At 52.6% G+C, this 16,829-nt stretch carries 21 protein-coding genes; 17 read left to right on the top strand and 4 right to left on the bottom strand.

Annotated features, from left to right (window positions below):
* Positions 1-106: 106 nt before the first annotated feature.
* On the top strand, positions 107-922 hold the full coding sequence (gene spo0A / locus KP806_RS05560) for a sporulation transcription factor Spo0A (RefSeq protein WP_224723095.1): 816 nt from the start codon (positions 107-109) through the stop codon (positions 920-922).
* A 135-nt stretch (positions 923-1,057) separates the two neighbouring features.
* Here the strand turns inward: spo0A and KP806_RS05555 are convergent, their stop codons facing one another.
* A complete protein-coding gene (locus KP806_RS05555; protein ID WP_224722582.1) occupies positions 1,058-1,225 on the bottom strand; it encodes a mechanosensitive ion channel protein MscL in 168 nt (55 codons plus the stop codon).
* 144 nt (positions 1,226-1,369) lie between these two features.
* Between KP806_RS05555 and coaD the strand changes: the two genes are divergently transcribed.
* On the top strand, positions 1,370-1,846 hold the full coding sequence (coaD, locus tag KP806_RS05550; protein ID WP_224722581.1) for a pantetheine-phosphate adenylyltransferase: 477 nt from the start codon (positions 1,370-1,372) through the stop codon (positions 1,844-1,846).
* Positions 1,847-1,925: 79 nt separating this feature from the next.
* On the opposite strand, the gene KP806_RS05545 is transcribed toward coaD, so the two are convergent.
* A complete protein-coding gene (locus KP806_RS05545; protein WP_224722580.1) occupies positions 1,926-2,219 on the bottom strand; it encodes a DUF2627 domain-containing protein in 294 nt (97 codons plus the stop codon).
* 213 nt (positions 2,220-2,432) lie between these two features.
* Here KP806_RS05545 and lpdA point away from each other — a divergent pair, with 213 nt between their 5' ends.
* The 5 genes from lpdA (at position 2,433) to lipB (ending at position 8,038) form a co-directional block, all read left to right on the top strand.
* On the top strand, positions 2,433-3,860 hold the full coding sequence (gene lpdA / locus KP806_RS05540) for a dihydrolipoyl dehydrogenase (protein ID WP_224722579.1): 1,428 nt from the start codon (positions 2,433-2,435) through the stop codon (positions 3,858-3,860).
* Positions 3,861-3,956: 96 nt separating this feature from the next.
* Positions 3,957-4,991 carry a thiamine pyrophosphate-dependent dehydrogenase E1 component subunit alpha gene (locus KP806_RS05535; RefSeq protein ID WP_224722578.1) on the top strand — a complete coding sequence of 345 codons (1,035 nt, stop codon included), beginning with the start codon at positions 3,957-3,959 and terminating at the stop codon, positions 4,989-4,991.
* Positions 4,991-5,974, top strand: coding sequence for an alpha-ketoacid dehydrogenase subunit beta (locus tag KP806_RS05530; RefSeq protein ID WP_224722577.1), 984 nt, complete (start codon positions 4,991-4,993; stop codon positions 5,972-5,974). The genes KP806_RS05535 and KP806_RS05530 overlap by 1 nt, the downstream gene beginning before the upstream one ends.
* Before the next feature lie 14 nt (positions 5,975-5,988).
* Positions 5,989-7,314: a dihydrolipoamide acetyltransferase family protein gene (locus KP806_RS05525; RefSeq protein WP_224722576.1), complete on the top strand. Its 1,326-nt coding sequence runs from the start codon at positions 5,989-5,991 to the stop codon at positions 7,312-7,314.
* 16 nt (positions 7,315-7,330) lie between these two features.
* On the top strand, positions 7,331-8,038 hold the full coding sequence (gene lipB, locus KP806_RS05520) for a lipoyl(octanoyl) transferase LipB (protein ID WP_224722575.1): 708 nt from the start codon (positions 7,331-7,333) through the stop codon (positions 8,036-8,038).
* Here lipB and prli42 read toward each other — a convergent pair.
* Entirely contained in the window at positions 8,027-8,125 is a 99-nt protein-coding gene (gene prli42, locus KP806_RS05515) for a stressosome-associated protein Prli42 (RefSeq protein WP_224722574.1), read from the bottom strand. The two genes, lipB and prli42, sit on opposite strands and share 12 nt — an antisense overlap.
* Positions 8,126-8,211: 86 nt before the next feature.
* Between prli42 and KP806_RS05510 the strand changes: the two genes are divergently transcribed.
* Positions 8,212-9,342: a M20/M25/M40 family metallo-hydrolase gene (locus KP806_RS05510; protein WP_224722573.1), complete on the top strand. Its 1,131-nt coding sequence runs from the start codon at positions 8,212-8,214 to the stop codon at positions 9,340-9,342.
* Between the two features lie 131 nt (positions 9,343-9,473).
* Here KP806_RS05510 and mciZ read toward each other — a convergent pair whose 3' ends face one another.
* Entirely contained in the window at positions 9,474-9,629 is a 156-nt protein-coding gene (gene mciZ / locus KP806_RS05505; RefSeq protein ID WP_224722572.1) for a Z-ring formation inhibitor MciZ, read from the bottom strand.
* A gap of 96 nt (positions 9,630-9,725) precedes the next feature.
* On the opposite strand from mciZ, the gene KP806_RS05500 reads away from it, so the two are divergent.
* From KP806_RS05500 to KP806_RS05460, 9 genes are all read left to right on the top strand, one after another.
* Positions 9,726-10,289: an NUDIX hydrolase gene (locus KP806_RS05500; RefSeq protein WP_224722571.1), complete on the top strand. Its 564-nt coding sequence runs from the start codon at positions 9,726-9,728 to the stop codon at positions 10,287-10,289.
* A gap of 178 nt (positions 10,290-10,467) precedes the next feature.
* Entirely contained in the window at positions 10,468-11,088 is a 621-nt protein-coding gene (gene spoIIM, locus KP806_RS05495; protein ID WP_224722570.1) for a stage II sporulation protein M, read from the top strand.
* A gap of 92 nt (positions 11,089-11,180) precedes the next feature.
* Positions 11,181-11,654: a ferric iron uptake transcriptional regulator gene (gene fur, locus KP806_RS05490; RefSeq protein ID WP_224722569.1), complete on the top strand. Its 474-nt coding sequence runs from the start codon at positions 11,181-11,183 to the stop codon at positions 11,652-11,654.
* Between the two features lie 276 nt (positions 11,655-11,930).
* Positions 11,931-13,073, top strand: coding sequence for an alanine dehydrogenase (gene ald, locus KP806_RS05485; protein ID WP_224722568.1), 1,143 nt, complete (start codon positions 11,931-11,933; stop codon positions 13,071-13,073).
* 77 nt (positions 13,074-13,150) lie between these two features.
* On the top strand, positions 13,151-13,387 hold the full coding sequence (locus KP806_RS05480; protein ID WP_224722567.1) for a DUF4227 family protein: 237 nt from the start codon (positions 13,151-13,153) through the stop codon (positions 13,385-13,387).
* A 126-nt stretch (positions 13,388-13,513) separates the two neighbouring features.
* The gene (locus KP806_RS05475; protein ID WP_224722566.1) at positions 13,514-14,404 is read left to right on the top strand and encodes a site-specific tyrosine recombinase; all 891 of its coding nucleotides are present in this window, start codon (positions 13,514-13,516) and stop codon (positions 14,402-14,404) included.
* A 53-nt stretch (positions 14,405-14,457) separates the two neighbouring features.
* Positions 14,458-15,645, top strand: a complete 1,188-nt coding sequence (gene deoB, locus KP806_RS05470) for a phosphopentomutase (RefSeq protein WP_224722565.1) — start codon at positions 14,458-14,460, stop codon at positions 15,643-15,645.
* Between the two features lie 59 nt (positions 15,646-15,704).
* Entirely contained in the window at positions 15,705-16,544 is an 840-nt protein-coding gene (locus KP806_RS05465) for a purine-nucleoside phosphorylase (protein ID WP_224722564.1), read from the top strand.
* Positions 16,545-16,654: 110 nt separating this feature from the next.
* Positions 16,655-16,825, top strand: a complete 171-nt coding sequence (locus KP806_RS05460; protein ID WP_224722563.1) for an aspartyl-phosphate phosphatase Spo0E family protein — start codon at positions 16,655-16,657, stop codon at positions 16,823-16,825.
* Positions 16,826-16,829: the final 4 nt, after the last annotated feature.

Raw genomic sequence — 16,829 nt, 5'->3', positions numbered from 1 at the left:
AAAGAAAAACATTTTCGACAGAAGGAATTCCCTCGCTCATGTCGAAAACTTTAAGCAGACAGATATTGAGCGAAATCATAAATTTCATTTAAGGGAGGACCCCCACTTGCATAAGATCGAAGTATTATTGGCTGATGACAACAGAGAGTTCACTAACCTGCTATCGGAATATATATCTGAACAAGCTGACATGAGCGTTAGTGGAGTCGCTTACAATGGTGAAGAGGTTTTGAGGCATTTGGAGGAAATGAGAAGAGTTCCGGATGTTCTTATTCTTGATATTATAATGCCGCACTTGGATGGTCTTGGCGTATTGGAACGCCTGAAAGAGATGAACCTGTCTCCGATGCCTAAGATCATTATGCTTACCGCCTTCGGTCAAGAAAATATTACACAAAAAGCGGTTCAGCTTGGTGCATCCTATTATATTTTGAAGCCGTTCGATATGGATATTTTGGCGAATCGCATTCGTCAGCTGGCAGGCAATTCCACATTTTCAACTACAGGTAGCTTCTCTTCCTCGGCAACCAGCGCAATCAAATCGAATGTGGTGCCTATTGCGAAAGGCAAAAACCTCGACGCGAACATTACGAGCATTATTCATGAAATCGGCGTTCCCGCACATATCAAAGGTTATCAGTATTTACGGGAAGCGATTACAATGGTATACAACAATATTGAAATTCTCGGTGCAATTACCAAAACGCTGTACCCGGCCATTGCGGAGAAGTTCAAAACGACCCCGTCACGCGTCGAACGTGCAATCCGCCACGCGATCGAAGTCGCATGGACGCGCGGCAACATCGACAGCATCAGCCATTTGTTCGGTTATACGATCAACATCAGCAAATCCAAACCGACAAACAGCGAGTTCATCGCGATGGTAGCCGATAAGCTGCGTATTGAGCATAAAGTCAGTTGAGATTCATCACACTAGAGACGATTGAAAACCGTTATGTACTGGATTGCAATTGCAGTTCGGTTTTAACGGTTTTTTTTAAATTCAGCTAACGGCTGTTTTGCCCCCAAAAACAAAAAAAGGTCATCGCAAGATGCCTTAATTGTATAAATGTCTTCGGTTTACGCACACATTCGTTCCGTACTTTTCAATTAGCGCAGGTGCCGCTTCCTTGATGAAAGCATGGATTTCTTTTAATCTTTGAAGGCCGGGCTTCAGCGTTTCTTTTACTTTACCATCCACGGATACATCGAATACGATTTGCATAACTCGCTCCTCCAATCATTTTCATTTGTTGACTTTATTGTATTCGTTATGTATTTAGGAATAATAAACTAAAATAACGGATCGTGTTATCATTTTGGAGAAGCGTTATCGCAATGTAAAAAAAGGAAATATGAGGTGCAAAAGATGAAAGCGGTGTATGCCGGAAGCTTTGACCCGATCACACTTGGTCATGTATCGGTAATCGAAAGAGCTCATCATTTATTCAGTGAAGTTCATATTCTTGTCGCAAACAACCGCTCGAAAAAGCATCATTTCACAATTGAGCAGAGAACCGAGCTGGTTAACCTGTCGTTAAATCCGGATGCGCAGATAATAATCGTTCCTTACGAAGGAATTGTCGCGGATTATATTAACGAAAAAGGGATCGACGTCGTTATTCGGGGCATCCGCAATGCAACCGATCTTGAGTATGAGCTGCAGCTCGAACAATATATCCGGAATACGACGATGGCGGATACAATTTATTTGTCGCCGTATACGCACTACATGCAAACGAGCAGCTCGCTGGTCCGAATGTTCCTTATGTCCGACAAGACGGAGCTTGCTGCGACGTACATGGTTCCGAAGGCGTACATGAGAATGCTTGAGTTTGCGGAATAACCTTCCGAGAGTAGAAAAAACCGCTTGGTCAGTACGATCGGAGTCCGTTCGTACTGACCAAGCGGTTATAAAAGGCCGTCTATGCTTGCGGCTTCGGCGGCCGCGGCCGCTTCTCCTTGAATCGCGGCGCAACGTAATTGCGTTTGCGGTCGCGGAAAAACGTCCAGCCGCCGATGAAGCCTGCGCCTGCCGCAAACATGATCAAGCCGAGCAGAAATTTCATGAACTCGAAATCGGGCGTTACGGTATCGTTACCGAATGCAGAAAAATAATCAAAAATGGAATCTTTCATTTTGAGAAATCCGAAGCATGCCACGAGGCCTGGAATAACAAGCATTAAAATGGCAATAAACCGGGCAGTCACTAATTTCATCTAACGGCGTCTCCTTGTCGTTCAAAATGCAGTATCTCTATCATACCTCTTTCGGGGAGGTGTGTCTATTTATGAAAGAACGATGAATTGAACGGCAAAAACAGGTACAATAGAAAGGAATGTCATGATACAATGCGAATGGGCTTGAGCCGGCAAGGCAGAGCGGCCGGCTTATGATCTATGCTGCGAAGGAACTACTGGAGGGAAACAGGAATGGCGATACAGGTCGACATAGCGGTGCTGGGCGGCGGCCCTGGGGGTTATACCGCGGCTATTCGGGCTGCTCAGATGGGCAAGTCCGTAGCCATTGTAGAGATGGATAAGGTGGGGGGGACCTGCCTGCATAGAGGTTGTATACCGAGCAAGTCGCTGCTTCGCAGTGCAGAGGTGTACGCTACATTATTAGAATCAAGTACATATGGAATCGATGTTGCGCAAGGAGCCGTTTCGGTTAATTTCAAAAACGTGCAGGCCCGAAAGGATCAGACGGTGGACCAGCTTTACCGGGGACTTCAAGGGTTAATGAAGAAAAACGGCATTCAAATGATTCAAGGCAAAGGCAGAATTATCGGTCCTTCGATTTTTTCCCCGCGCAGCGGCTCGCTTGCCGTCGAGCTTCCCGATGGGGAAATGGAGTCGGTCGTTTCGACGAATCTCATCATTGCGACGGGCTCGAAACCGCGCTCGCTGCCCGGCCTGAAGCCGGATGGGCAATATATTCTGACAAGCGACGACGCTTTGGCGCTGGACAAGCTGCCTGCGTCCATGATCATCGTAGGAGGCGGAGTGATCGGGGTGGAATGGGCCTCGCTTCTACAGGATTTTGGCGTCCAAGTGACGCTGGCAGAAGCCGGATCGCGGCTGCTTCCGGGCGAAGATGCCGAAATTTCCGCCGAGCTGACGAAGCTGCTAAGAAAACGCGGAGTTCGCGTACTTACAGGCGTACAACTGCAAATCGACAAATATAATAACGATACGGGAGAAGTTTCGATTCCCGCCAGCACGCCGGAAGGAGACGTGCTGCTGCAGGCGGAGAAGCTGCTTCTGTCTGTCGGCCGTCTTCCGAATGCGGACGGTATCGGGCTGGAAAACACAGACATTCGTACCGTTAACGGTGCAATTGAGGTGAACGGCAACGGGCAAACAAGCGAGCCGCATATTTATGCGATCGGCGATGTTACCGGTGGCGTACAGCTGGCGCATGCTGCAGCGCACGACGGAATTGCCGCGGTGGAGCACATTTGCGGCCAAAAACCAATCTCTGCGGAGAAGCACCTGATTCCCCGCTGCATTTATTCCAGGCCGGAGATCGCATCGTTCGGCTTGACAGAGGACGGGGCTCGCACCCGGGGGCATGACATTAAGACGGGCAAAATTCCGTTTGCGGCCATCGGTAAAGCGCTTGTCATCGGGGAGAAAGACGGCTTCGTCAAAGTCATTGCGGACAGGAGGACGAACGACATTTTGGGCGTGCATATGATCGGTGCACATGCAACGGATCTGATTTCGGAAGCGGCTTTGGCCGGCATTCTGAATGCAACGCCTTGGGAGGTCGGACAAATGATTCATCCGCATCCGACACTGTCGGAGGCGCTTGGAGAAGCGATGCTGGCTGTAGACGGCAATGCCATCTCGTTCTAAAGGATACGGTTTCCTTTTTGCTTCGAATGGGGTTATAATAAATAACATCAAGTCTTAGTACCAGGTTATAATCGTATGGAAGAGGAGGAACGCATGATGTCCCAATCCGCTTCGAAAGGACAAAGTGTTCGTCATTTGGAACTAGGTCTCAGCAATGAGCAAGCGATTGAAATGTATAAAACGATGGTGGCAGCCCGCAAGTTCGATGAACGCATGCTGCTTCTTCAACGCGCAGGAAAAATTAACTTCCACGTTTCAGGCATCGGCCAGGAGGTCGCCCAGGTGGCTGCTGCCTTTGCTCTGGACCGGAATCAAGATTATTTTCTGCCCTATTATAGAGACTACGGATTTGTATTGTCAGTGGGCATGACGCTGCGCGACCTTCTGCTGTCCGTATTCGCCAAAGCGGAGGATCCGAACAGCGGCGGCCGGCAAATGCCGGGGCACTTCGGGTCGAAGAAGCTCCGGATCGTTACGGGCTCCAGTCCGGTGACGACTCAGGTTCCGCATGCCGTAGGTATCGCTCTTGCTGCCAAGATGAAGCAGAAACCGTTCGTCAGCTTCGTCACTTTCGGCGACGGTTCAAGCAATCAGGGCGATTTCCATGAAGGGTGCAACTTCGCCGGCGTTCATAAGCTTCCGGTTATTTTCATGTGCGAAAACAATCAATATGCGATTTCCGTACCGCTGCATAAGCAGGTTGCAGGCAAAGTAGCCGACCGAGCCTTGGGCTACGGCTTCCCTGGCTATCAGGTGGACGGCAACGATGCGCTTGAGGTGTACCGGATTGTGAAGGAAGCCCGGGAGCGTGCGGTTGCAGGAGAAGGCCCGACGCTGATCGAAGCGCTGATGTACCGGTTGTCGCCTCACTCCACTTCCGATAACGACCTCGCTTACCGGACGAAGGAAGAGGTAGACAGCTACCGGGCGAAGGACGGAATCCCGCGGTTCAAGCAATATTTGATCGATGCCGGCATCTGGTCGGAGGAGCTGGACAGCGAAATGCATGCCAGCGTGCGCAAGGAGCTCGACGAAGCGACCGAGTACGGCGACAAAGCGCCGTTTCCGGCGCCTGAATCGATCCTTTTACACGTATATGCGGACGACGCTGAGCAAGGAGGTCGGGGCTAATGGCTGCTATGGATTATATTGATGCGATTCGACTCGCAATGAAGGAAGAAATGGAGCGCGATGAAGACGTATTCGTGCTTGGCGAGGATGTTGGGGTAAAAGGCGGCGTGTTCACGACGACGAAGGGGCTGATCGAGCAATTCGGCGAGATGCGGGCACTGGATACTCCGCTTGCCGAATCCGCGATAGCCGGTGTTGCCATTGGTGCTGCCATGTACGGGATGAAGCCGATTGCGGAAATGCAATATTCGGATTTTATGTTTCCGGCAACGAACCAAATTATTAGTGAAGCGGCCAAAATCCGCTACCGTTCGAACAATGACTGGACGTGTCCGCTCGTCATTCGCGCTCCGATCGGCGGCGGCATTTTCGGCGGGCTCTATCACTCGCAATGTCCGGAATCGGTGTTCTTCGGAACGCCGGGATTAAAAATCGTCGCGCCTTACCGGCCGTACGACGCCAAAGGCTTATTGAAAGCCGCGGTGCGCGACCCGGACCCGGTCATCTATTTCGAAAATAAAAAGTGCTACAAGCTGGTGAACGGCGATGTCCCGGAAACGGACTATACAGTGCCGATTGGCAAAGCGAACGTTCTTCGGGAAGGCGAGGATATTACCGTCATCGGATACAGCATGCCACTCTATTTTGTAGAGCAGGCGGCAGAGGAGCTTGCGGTCGAAGGGATCAGCACCCATATTCTCGATTTGCGGACGCTGCAGCCGCTCGATAAGAACGGCATTCTTGAGGCGGTTAAGAAAACCGGCAAAGTGCTCATCATCCATGAGGACAATAAGACGGGAGGCGTCGGCGCGGAGGTATCCGCCATTATCGCGGAAGAGCTTCTTTATGAGCTCGATGCGCCGATTATGCGCCTTTGCGGTCCCGACGTGCCGGCGATGCCGATTAACCCGCCGGGCGAGAAGTTTTTTATGCTGAACAAAGATAAAGTTAAAGAGGCCATGCGGCATTTGGCGCAGTATTAGGCGTCAGTTGGGAGATGAAACAGATGAAAACACTGACGGAGATCGTAGTGCCCCAGCTTGCGGAATCGCTCGTATCGGCCACGATCGATAAATGGTTGAAGCAGCCCGGCGACTGGATCGATATTTACGAGCCGGTATGCGAGATTTTGACGGATAAAGTTAATGCGGAGCTTCCTTCGACGGTCGCGGGCAAGATGGTGAAAATTTTGGTCGGCAAAGGCGAAACGGTGCCGGTTGGAACCGCGATTTGCCTTGTCGAGACGGAAGGCGGCGCAAACGAGGAGCAGCCGGTTCAAGCGGGTGCCGTTACGGCCGCTCAGACGACAACAGGCTTCCCGGACTCGGCGCAGGACGCTCCGATGCGCGGAAGGTTCTCGCCGGCCGTCCAGCAGCTTGCGGCCGAGCATTCGGTCCGGTTGACGGAAGTGACCGGAACGGGTCTGGGCGGACGGATTACGCGGAAGGATGTGCTGGCATACGTCGCATCGGGAGCCGGCAAGTCAAACTCGGCAGCCGGGGCAGCCACGGCTGCCGCCCAAAGCGCCGTTGATGCGGCGGCACAAGTCCGCTCATCCGGCTTGCACTTGACGGAAACGCCGCGCCTTCCGAAAATCGAAGTGGAAGGCTTCGCAGGCGCCGGCCGTGGAGACAGCTTTATTGATGTTACTCCGATTCGCAACACGATCGCCCGAAACATGAGGCAAAGCGTAAGCGAAATTCCGCATGCCTGGACCATGATCGAAGTCGACGTGACCAATCTGGTGCTGCTCCGAAATAAGCTGAAGGACGAGTTTATGAAGCGCGAGGGCATTAACCTGACCTATCTGGCGTTTCTGTTGAAAGCCGTCGTCAATGCGATAAAAGATTTTCCGATCATGAATTCCATGTGGGCTGTGGATAAAATTATCGTGAAAAGAGATATTAATATTTCCCTCGCAGTCGGCACCGAAGATTCCGTTTTGACGCCGGTCATTAAAAATGCCGACCATAAAAACGTAGCGGGGCTGGCGAAGGAGATCGATGAGCTGGCACGTAAAACGAGGGAAGGCAAGCTTACGCTGTCGGATATGCAGGGGGGCACGTTCACGGTGAATAATACAGGTTCGTTCGGCTCGATATTGTCCTATCCGATCATCAACTACCCTCAGGCGGCGATCTTGACTTTCGAATCGATCGTGAAGCGGCCGGTTGTCATTAACGATATGCTTGCCGTCCGTTCCATGGCCAACTTGTGTTTGTCGCTTGACCACCGTATTTTGGACGGCGTAATTTGCGGACGTTTCCTGCAGCGCGTGAAGGATAATCTGGAAAGCTTCAATCAGGAAAGCAAACTGTATTAGAAATGGGGAAACCGGCATGGCTGAAGCGGAATATGAAAATGGCTTGAAGCGGCTGGATGCCCGTTATATCGGATTACTCGAATATGCCGAAGCGTGGGAACTGCAAAAGGCCTGCGTGAAGGAAATTGACCGGGAGGAGCGTCAGGAGACGCTTCTCCTTCTTCAGCATCCGCCTACCTATACGATCGGCTCGGACAAGCACCCGGAGCATCTGCTGCTAGGGGAAGAAGAACTGGCGGAACGCGGAATCGCATTGTTCCAAATCGACAGAGGCGGGGATATTACGTATCACGGGCCTGGTCAGCTGGTCGGCTATCCTTTGCTGTATTTGGATGCGGTCGGACTTGACTTGCATGCCTACTTGCGAAATCTGGAACAGGTCATCATCAACTGGCTGGGCGAGTACGGCATAACGGCGGGCAGAAAGCCGGAATATACGGGAGTATGGGTCGGCGATCTGAAAATCGCTGCAATCGGGGTTAAATTCAATAAAGCGCGGCATCGCCGTGGTTTTATTACGAGTCATGGCTTTGCGCTTAACATTAAGGCGGGCATTGCCGCCGACGGATTCAGCGGCATTATCCCGTGCGGCATCGAGCAGTACGGCGTAACCTCGTTCAACGATCTGACCGGTAAGCAGCTGACGGTCGAGGAAGCTGCGGTCCAGCTGCTGCCGCATTTTGAACAAGTTTTTCAATATAAGGCAGACACACTAGTAAAATAAACTTCCGATACTGGCAAATAATGTAGTGATGACCATTGTAGCTATGATGACGATCGCGACGATTCGGATTAGCTTTTGTCTGTGCATAAAATCAAAAACTCCTTTCAAGTTGAAACGTGGTAAGCTTGTCTGTAGTCTATTGTATACCAAAATTATAGACGGAGGAAACGCCGATGATCAATAAGGACCGATTGGTGAAAGAGTTTATGGAACTTGTGCGCGTCGATAGCGAAACGAAGCATGAGCAGGAAATTAGCCGGGTATTAAAGGAAAAGTTTACGGCGCTTGGCCTTCAGATAAGCGAGGATGACGCAGCGGCGAAAACCGGTCACGGGGCCGGCAATTTGTTTGCGATATGGGAAGCGGGCGGCGCCGATGCGCCGACGATATTTTTTACCTGCCATATGGATACGGTAACGCCCGGCGCCGGCATCAAGCCGCAGCTTGACGATGACGGCTACATACGCAGCGACGGAACGACAATTCTTGGCGCCGATGACAAAGCGGGCATTTCCGCTATATTCGAGGCGATCAGAGTTGTGAAGGAGCAAGCGATTCCGCATGGCCGCATCCAGTTCGTCATCACAGTGGGCGAGGAATCCGGCTTGCTGGGTGCCAGGTCGCTCGATGCGTCCAAGCTGGAGGCGAAATTCGGTTACGCGCTCGATTCGAACGGGGCGATCGGGGATATTGCAGTGGCGGCTCCGACCCAGGCAAAAATTACGATCAAAATGCACGGGCGTTCGGCGCATGCAGGAGTCAATCCCGAGGACGGAATCAGCGCCATTCAGGTTGCCGCCAAAGCGATTGCACGAATGCCGCTTGGCCGGATCGACAAAGAAACGACCGCTAACATCGGAAAATTCGAGGGCGGCGGCGCGACGAACATCGTCTGCGATTTTGTGCGTCTGGACGCGGAGGCGCGGAGTATCGTCCAGCATAAGCTGGACAGCCAGATTGAGGCGATGCGTGCTGCGGTGATGAGCGCTGCGGAGGAATTCGGCGCCCGCGGCGAGCTGGACAGCCAGATCATCTATCCGGCGTACCAGTATGACGATCAGGATCCGGTCGTTCAGCTGGCGAAAAAGGCAATTACCGCCATTGGCAGAACGCCGCGCACCTTTCATTCGGGCGGCGGCAGCGACGCTAACATTTTTAACGGGCTTGGCATACCGACCGTCAACTTGGCCGTAGGCTACGAGCATATCCATACGACCAAAGAGCAAATCAAGGTTGACGATTTGGTGAAAACGACGGAGCTGGTCGTTGAAATCATCAAGCAGGCAGCTTCAGCTGCGGAATAGGAAGCTGGACCGCGAAAAGGGAAGCGAATCGGACGAATAGCCCTTCTTTCGCTCATCCGGTACTGAAAGGATGAGGAAAAAGGGCTTTTGTCCAAATAGTTACACTTGACCGGTATCATTATCTTTTAATTTTATTCATGCGAGGCACGCCTGACATTTATCGCGCCTGTATATTCGGTCAACGGTTTTTTGGAAAGCGAAGCCGATGACAGCTTTTGGAGCTGTCGGCGAATTTCCCAGCCTTTACCTACTAAACGCAAATGATTTAATGCTACATATTGCTTCATATTGATCCGCTCCTGTCGTATGGTTTACTGATAAATATGCACGGGCCGGACAAGTTATGATCAGTTGAATAACTAAAAAAAGGGAGACAATGAGAGATGGCAGAACAGCAAAGGAAGGCGTTGTGGCGCGAGGAAACGGTCAGCACGGAGCAGCTGTTCGAGGGCAAAATGATTTCGCTGCAGGTTGACACGGTCGCGCTCGCCGACGGAAGAACGGCTACAAGAGAAATCGTCCGGCATCCGGGAGCCGCGGCGGTGATGGCTTTGCTGGACGGGAAGCTGCTCGTCGTCGAGCAGTTCAGAAAACCGCTTGAAAAGTTCCAGGTTGAAATTCCCGCCGGTAAGCTTGACCCGGGAGAGGATCCACTGACCGCGGCCGCGCGGGAGCTTGAAGAAGAGACGGGCTACCGCTCCAAGAGCCTCAGGCTGCTCAGCGAGTTTTTTACGTCACCCGGCTTTGCGGATGAGAAGCTATTCGTTTACTTCACAGATGAGCTTGAGCCGGGCGTTCAAAGTCCGGATGAGGATGAGGATCTGAATGTGGAAGCGATCACCCTCGAGCAGGCGGAGGCCTATATCCGGGATGGCCGCATTAGCGACGCCAAGACGATCCTCGCCGTTTACGCATGGAAGCTATATACCCTCACAGGCCGGCTCTAGCCGGCCTTCGTCATACCCGCCCGACTTTTCTCATATAGTAAAAGGCAAGCGTGTCCCGAGCAGATACAGGGCTCCGCTCACCTCCGTCACTTTCTTTTCATCCAATCATGTACAGGTGTCCTTAGGGTACGAAAGCCTATGAAGGCTTGGCAGCAAATAACGGGAAGGTCGGATCGCCATGGTCAAAAACCAACTGTCGTTATACGTGTTCGTTTCCGTATTATTCGTAGTAGGGGCTATTTTCGGCGCGCTGATGGTAAATGCGCTGACGCTCGAGCAGCAGCAGAAGCTGGCGGGCGATGTGGATCAGTACGTGAAGCTGATGAGTGCCGGCATCGGTACCGAAGAGGCTGCATCCTTTTGGGAGCGATTTGTTTTTCATAGCAAGTGGCTGATTGTCATATGGCTGATGGGCGTTACGGTGGTCGGCATTCCGGGAGTGCTGGTGCTTAACTTTTTGAAAGGCGCTTTGGTCGGATTTTCCATAGGAACACTCATCAACCAATATGCATGGAAGGGCGTCTTGCTGTCGCTCGTGTCGGTTGCCCCGCAAAATTTGTTAGCCGTCCCTGCAATGATTATTACAAGCGCAGCGGCGATCACATTTGCCATGTTCGTCGTCAAAAACAGGCTCATTCAGCAAAAAGGAGATCTTGCGCCCGAGCTTGGGGCATACACCTCTACTGCGATTCTCATGCTGCTCGTTTTTGGTGCCGCCGCTTTGCTCGAAGCGTATGTTTCGCCTACTTTGATCGGTTGGGTAACCCCGCTGCTCTCCTCCGCAAACGTTACGGTTTGACGGCAAAACGTTTGACTTTACGGCAGGTTAGCCCCTATAATGAGAGGATAAATTTCCTGATAGAGGCGCAGACATGTGGTAGGGGGGAAATCATGGAGGCCCGGATTGAGAAAATCAAACAACAGCTGCAGTCGCAGGGCTACAAACTGACCCCGCAGCGGGAAGCAACGGTTCGGGTGTTGCTCGAGAACGAAGACGATCATTTGAGCGCTGAAGACGTGTTTATGCTGGTCAAGGATAAGGCTCCGGAAATCGGGCTCGCAACCGTGTATCGCACCTTGGAATTGCTGAGCGATATGCATGTTGTCGAGAAAATGAATTTCGGCGACGGTGTAGCCCGCTATGATTTGCGAACGGACAGCAACAAGCATCATCATCACCACCTTATTTGTGTTCAGTGCGGTACGATGGACGAAATTAAGGAAGACTGGTTGTTGCCGCTGGAAGAGAGACTGGAGCGGGAATACGGATTTTTTGTCATCGATCACCGGCTGGATTTCCAAGGCGTATGCCGCCGCTGCAAGGAGAAGAACGATCAAGCGTCCGATAACGAAACTCAAAAATAAACGGCTTTGCTGCCCAGCATTTCTGGACGGCAGAGCCGTTTTTGTTTTTCCTGTCTCCCCGGCTTGCAGCACTGCCGGCATACATATTTTCGGGAGAATAACAAAGTATAAATTTGATGGAAAGCCGTTCTGCAGCGATCATTTCGTCCCATTTGCACATAAACAATAGTAAGGTCGTTTCTTCAGCGCGAAACGAGCTGTTGCCGCCAGAAATCGGCAAAAGCCGTTACGCTTGACAAATGCTGTGCGCGAAATCGGAATCAGGAGGAGAATAGCATGATTGTCGGAGTACCGAAGGAAATCAAGCAAAGCGAATACCGCGTGGCGCTGACGCCGGCGGGCGTGACGGTTTTGGCGGCGGCGGGTCACCGTGTGATCATCGAAGCGGGTGCGGGAAGCGGCAGCGGGTTTGAGGATGCGGATTACGAACGGGAGGGGGCATCGATCTTCTCAACGGCGGCCGAGGTCTGGTCCCAGTCGGATATGATTATGAAGGTTAAGGAGCCTTTGCCGGAGGAATTCGGATTTTTCCGGGACGGCTTGCTGCTGTTTACGTATTTGCACCTGGCGGCTGCACCGGAGCTGACCAAAGCGCTGGTCGATAGCGGCGTAACGGGGATCGCATACGAGACGATTCAGCTAGCAAACGGCAGTCTGCCTTTGTTAACGCCGATGAGCGAGGTAGCGGGGCGCATGTCCGTCCAGGTCGGAGCCCAGTTTCTGGAGGCGTTCAACGGCGGCAGAGGCGTGCTGCTCGGCGGCGTTCCGGGCGTCCAGCCGGCGGAGGTCGTTATTATAGGCGGCGGTATCGTGGGCACGAATGCGGCCAAAATCGCGCTAGGGATGGGAGCGAACGTCGTTGTGCTGGAAAGAAGCGCCGATCGGATGCGGTACCTGGACGATGTGTTCGGAGGAAGGATCCAGACGTTGATGTCAAGTCCGTATCATATAGCGGAAGCGGCGGCAAAAGCGGATTTATTAATCGGTGCGGTGCTCATTCCGGGAGCGAAAGCGCCTCATCTCGTAACCGAGCAGATGGTACAAGGGATGAAAAAGGGGGCTGTTATCGTAGATGTCGCGGTAGACCAAGGCGGCTCCATAGCAACCGTCGACAGACCTACGACGCATAAGGACCCAATCTATATCAAGCATGGGGTCGTCCATTATGCCGTTGCAAACATCCCGGGAGCAGTGCCCCGCACCTCAACGTTTGCTTTGACCAATGTAACGATCGGCTATGCTCTTCAGCTGGCCAACCACGGGATGGAAGCCGTCCGCAAAAGCCTGCCTTTGCAGAAAGGCGTTAATACGCATAACGGTAAAGTGACGAACGAGCCGGTAGCGGCGGCAACGGGATTGCCGTATACGCCGCTTGAAAAGTGGCTGGACAGTGTACCTTACGACCGTCTGCAGCCATAGCGTCATAAACGAACAGGCCTCCTCATATGGTGGTACGGATGAACATCCCATTCCGCCGATCAGAGGAGGCCGAACTTATGATCTTTTCCATTCGCAAATGGACGAGCCGCGTATTTTTTATCGTTATTTTTTCCATCTTGTTATTTATCGTAACCGGCGGCTACCGCTGGCTAGCGGAGACTTTGTCTCCCGTGCATCCTTACCGGGTGCCCCAGGGCGATGCGCTGAAGGTATTTGTGACGGAGCCGGGCCCGCCCGACAGCAGCGATAAAATGTCCGACAGGCTGCGCTGGTTTTACTGGTACGGAGAGTAACGAGGTAATGTTTAATGATAAGAGTGAACAGATTGTTCGCGGAAGCAGGAATTTCGGGGTCGAGTGTTGAAACCTTTTGTGGAATTGTCCAATGTTTGCCTGCTTGATCATAGGAAAGGAAGTCCAATGAAAGAACATCTGGAGAACTGCTTGCACTATTTGCGGGAAGAGAAGAGGCTGTCCGCCAATACGCTCTTATCCTATCAGCGCGATTTGGACCGATTTTTGGCCTTTACACAGGAGCTTCATCTCGGCCATCCTTCCGAAATCACAAGACATCATCTGGCCCGTTACATGCTTTGCTTGAAGGAAGAGGGAAAAAAGGCGGCGACCGTTGCCAGACATGTCGTCTCCATTCGCGCGTTTTTCCATTATTTGGCGTTAACGGCTGTCCTCGTACATAATCCATCAGCGTTTATGGAAGCCCCGAAGCCGGAAAAAAGCTCCCCGAGCATCGTAAGCGTCCCCGTCACAAATTTGCTGCTCGATGCCCCTTCAACCGGGAAGCCGAACGGCAAACGGGACAAAGCAATGCTGGAGCTGCTGTACGCGACCGGGATCCGGGTATCCGAGCTGGTATCCCTCGATGTGGGACATGTTCATATGCAGCTCGGCTATATCCAATGCATCGGAAGCGGTCAAAAGGAAAGGCTCGTACCGTTCGGAAGGCTGGCGAAGGATGCTTTGGAGAGCTACCTTCTCGAAGGCAGGCCGGAGCTGTCTGCCGGCAAGGAGCCGGACGCCGCGCTTTTCCTGAATCATCTGGGCACTCGCATGACCAGACAAGGTTTTTGGAAGATGATTAAAAAATATGCAAAGGAAGCCGGTATCGACGAGGCCGTTACGCCTCATACGTTAAGGCATTCGGTAGCGGTGCATATGCTGGAAGGCGGCGCCGATCCGAGAACCGTACAAGAGCTGCTCGGTCATGCCGAGCTCGCTACGACATTAAAGTATGTGCAGCTGCCCAAAGCGAGAATCAGGGATGCGTACAGCAGCTCGCATCCGCGGGCATGAACGTTAACGGGGGCGTGCGATCCGCCATTTTGACACCGAAGGGAGACTTGTACATGAAATTTGAACGAATTGCGGTGATCGTCCTTGACAGCGTGGGGATCGGCGAGCTGCCGGACGCGGAAGCTTTCGGCGACCGGGGAGCACACACGCTCGGACATATCGCTGAGCGCGTTCCCGGCCTGCAGCTGCCTCACCTGAGGAGATGGGGGCTTGACCGGATCGCGCCTATCGGCAGCTGGAAGCCGGCGGATGAGCCGCCTGCAGCCTATTACGGGAAGATGGCGGAGGTATCGGTCGGCAAAGATACGATGACAGGGCATTGGGAGTTAATGGGCCTTAAAATAACTGTGCCGTTTCAGACGTTTCCGGAAGGCTTTCCGCCCGAGCTGATCGGACCGTTCGAGGAGAGGACGGGACGCAAAGTGATCGGCAACAAGCCGGCAAGCGGAACTGAGATACTAGATGAGCTTGGAGCCGAGCAGATGGAGACGGGAGCCTGGATCGTGTACACCTCTGCGGACAGCGTTTTTCAAATCGCGGCGCATGAGGAAGTCATTCCGTTAGATGAGCTTTACCAGGCTTGCAAAATCGCGCGGGAGCTGACGATGGACGAACGCTTTACGGTCGGACGGGTCATTGCTAGGCCGTATGTCGGTCAGCCGGGAAGCTTCAAGCGTACGCCTAACCGTCATGACTATGCCGTTAAGCCGCCTCAGCCAACCGTGCTGAACGCATTGCAGGAGAAGGGCTTCGATACGATCGCAATCGGCAAAATTCATGACATTTTCGACGGGGAAGGGATCGGCGTCTCGCATCCGACTAAAAGTAACTCCGATGGGATCGCGCGCACGGTCGAGCAGCTGAAGCAGCCGTTTAAAGGGCTGCTGTTTACGAATCTCGTCGACTTTGACTCGCTGTACGGGCATCGTCGCGATCCGGCCGGATATGCGGCGGCACTGGAGGAATTTGACCGTGCCGTCCCGCTGCTGGAGCAGCAGCTGAGCGAGAAGGATTTGCTTGTCGTTACCGCCGACCACGGCAATGATCCCGTGCATCACGGGACGGACCATACGCGCGAATACGTGCCGCTCCTGCTGTACAGCCCCGCGTTCAAAACACCGCGGCAGCTGTCTGTCCGCTCGACGTACTCGGATTTAGGGGCAACGATAGCCGATAATTTCGGAACTTCGGCACCGCCGAACGGGACCAGCTTTTTGCATGAGCTGAATGTGCAGGGTTAAGACGCTTCTATTTGCCTTAAACCAAACTGATAAACCGATACATAGGGGAGGATTTTATTATGAACGCATTTACGGTTTCCGCCTTAACTTCCGCTCACATCAAGGAAGCGGCCGAATATATCGGATCGCAAACGGCACTGCGCCCGGAAATCGGCCTTATCATGGGCTCCGGGCTCGGTGTGCTCGGCGATCACCTGGAGGACGCGGTAACGATTCAGTATCACGATATCCCTCATTTTCCGGTGTCGACCGTCGAGGGGCATGCCGGCGAGCTGCTGATCGGTTCCTTATCCGGCAGAACAGTTGTGCTTATGAGAGGCCGTTTCCATATGTATGAGGGCTACGGACCCGAGCTGACTGCGTTTCCTGTCCGCGTCATGAAGGCTCTCGGCGTGAAAACCCTGCTTGTGACAAATGCGGCCGGCGGCGTGAATACGGACTACGATCCCGGAGATCTGATGCTCATCTCGGATCATCTCAATTTGACCGGCAAAAATCCGCTGATCGGTCCGAATGACGACGAACTCGGCGTCAGGTTCCCGGATATGTCCGAAGCATACAGCAAAAGGCTGCGCGCGGCGGCCAGGGAAATCGCAGCGAAGCAGGGAATTACTTTACGCGAAGGCGTGTATGCGGGATTATTGGGACCAACGTATGAAACGCCGGCGGAAATCCGGATGCTACGGATAATCGGCGCCGATGCTGTCGGAATGTCGACTGTTGCCGAAGTCATTGCAGCGCGTCATTCGGGAATCGAAGTCATTGGAATTTCCTGTATAAGCAATATGGCCGCGGGTATTTTGGATCAGCCCTTGTCTCACGCGGAAGTTATGGAAACGACCGAACGTGTCAAGGCCCAATTTTTGGAACTTGTTACGTCGCTAATTGCCTCCATGTAACGTTTTTTGTAACAAAATTGTAATATTCGGGTCGACTCATTGTGACAGTGTTTTTTTTCCGATTCGTCGTATAATGTCCATGATCAAAGAAAGATGGAGTGGACGAGCATATGGATAAGCAATTACTCATTCAAATGGAGCAGTTGCGCAGTAAAATGGTCGAGATGGCTGCTTTAAAGCAAAATCTATTGCATCGCGACGTCATTTTGTTAAGCCAGTCGCTTGACGAAATTATTGTTCAGGTGCAGAGGGAGCGGCTGGCGCTGTCCCGCGTTAACTAGGGCT

Source organism: Paenibacillus vietnamensis, assembly GCF_020169515.1.
In the GTDB taxonomy this organism is placed as follows: Bacteria; Bacillota; Bacilli; order Paenibacillales; family Paenibacillaceae; genus Pristimantibacillus; species Pristimantibacillus vietnamensis.
This window is presented reverse-complemented; position numbering and strand designations above follow the sequence as displayed.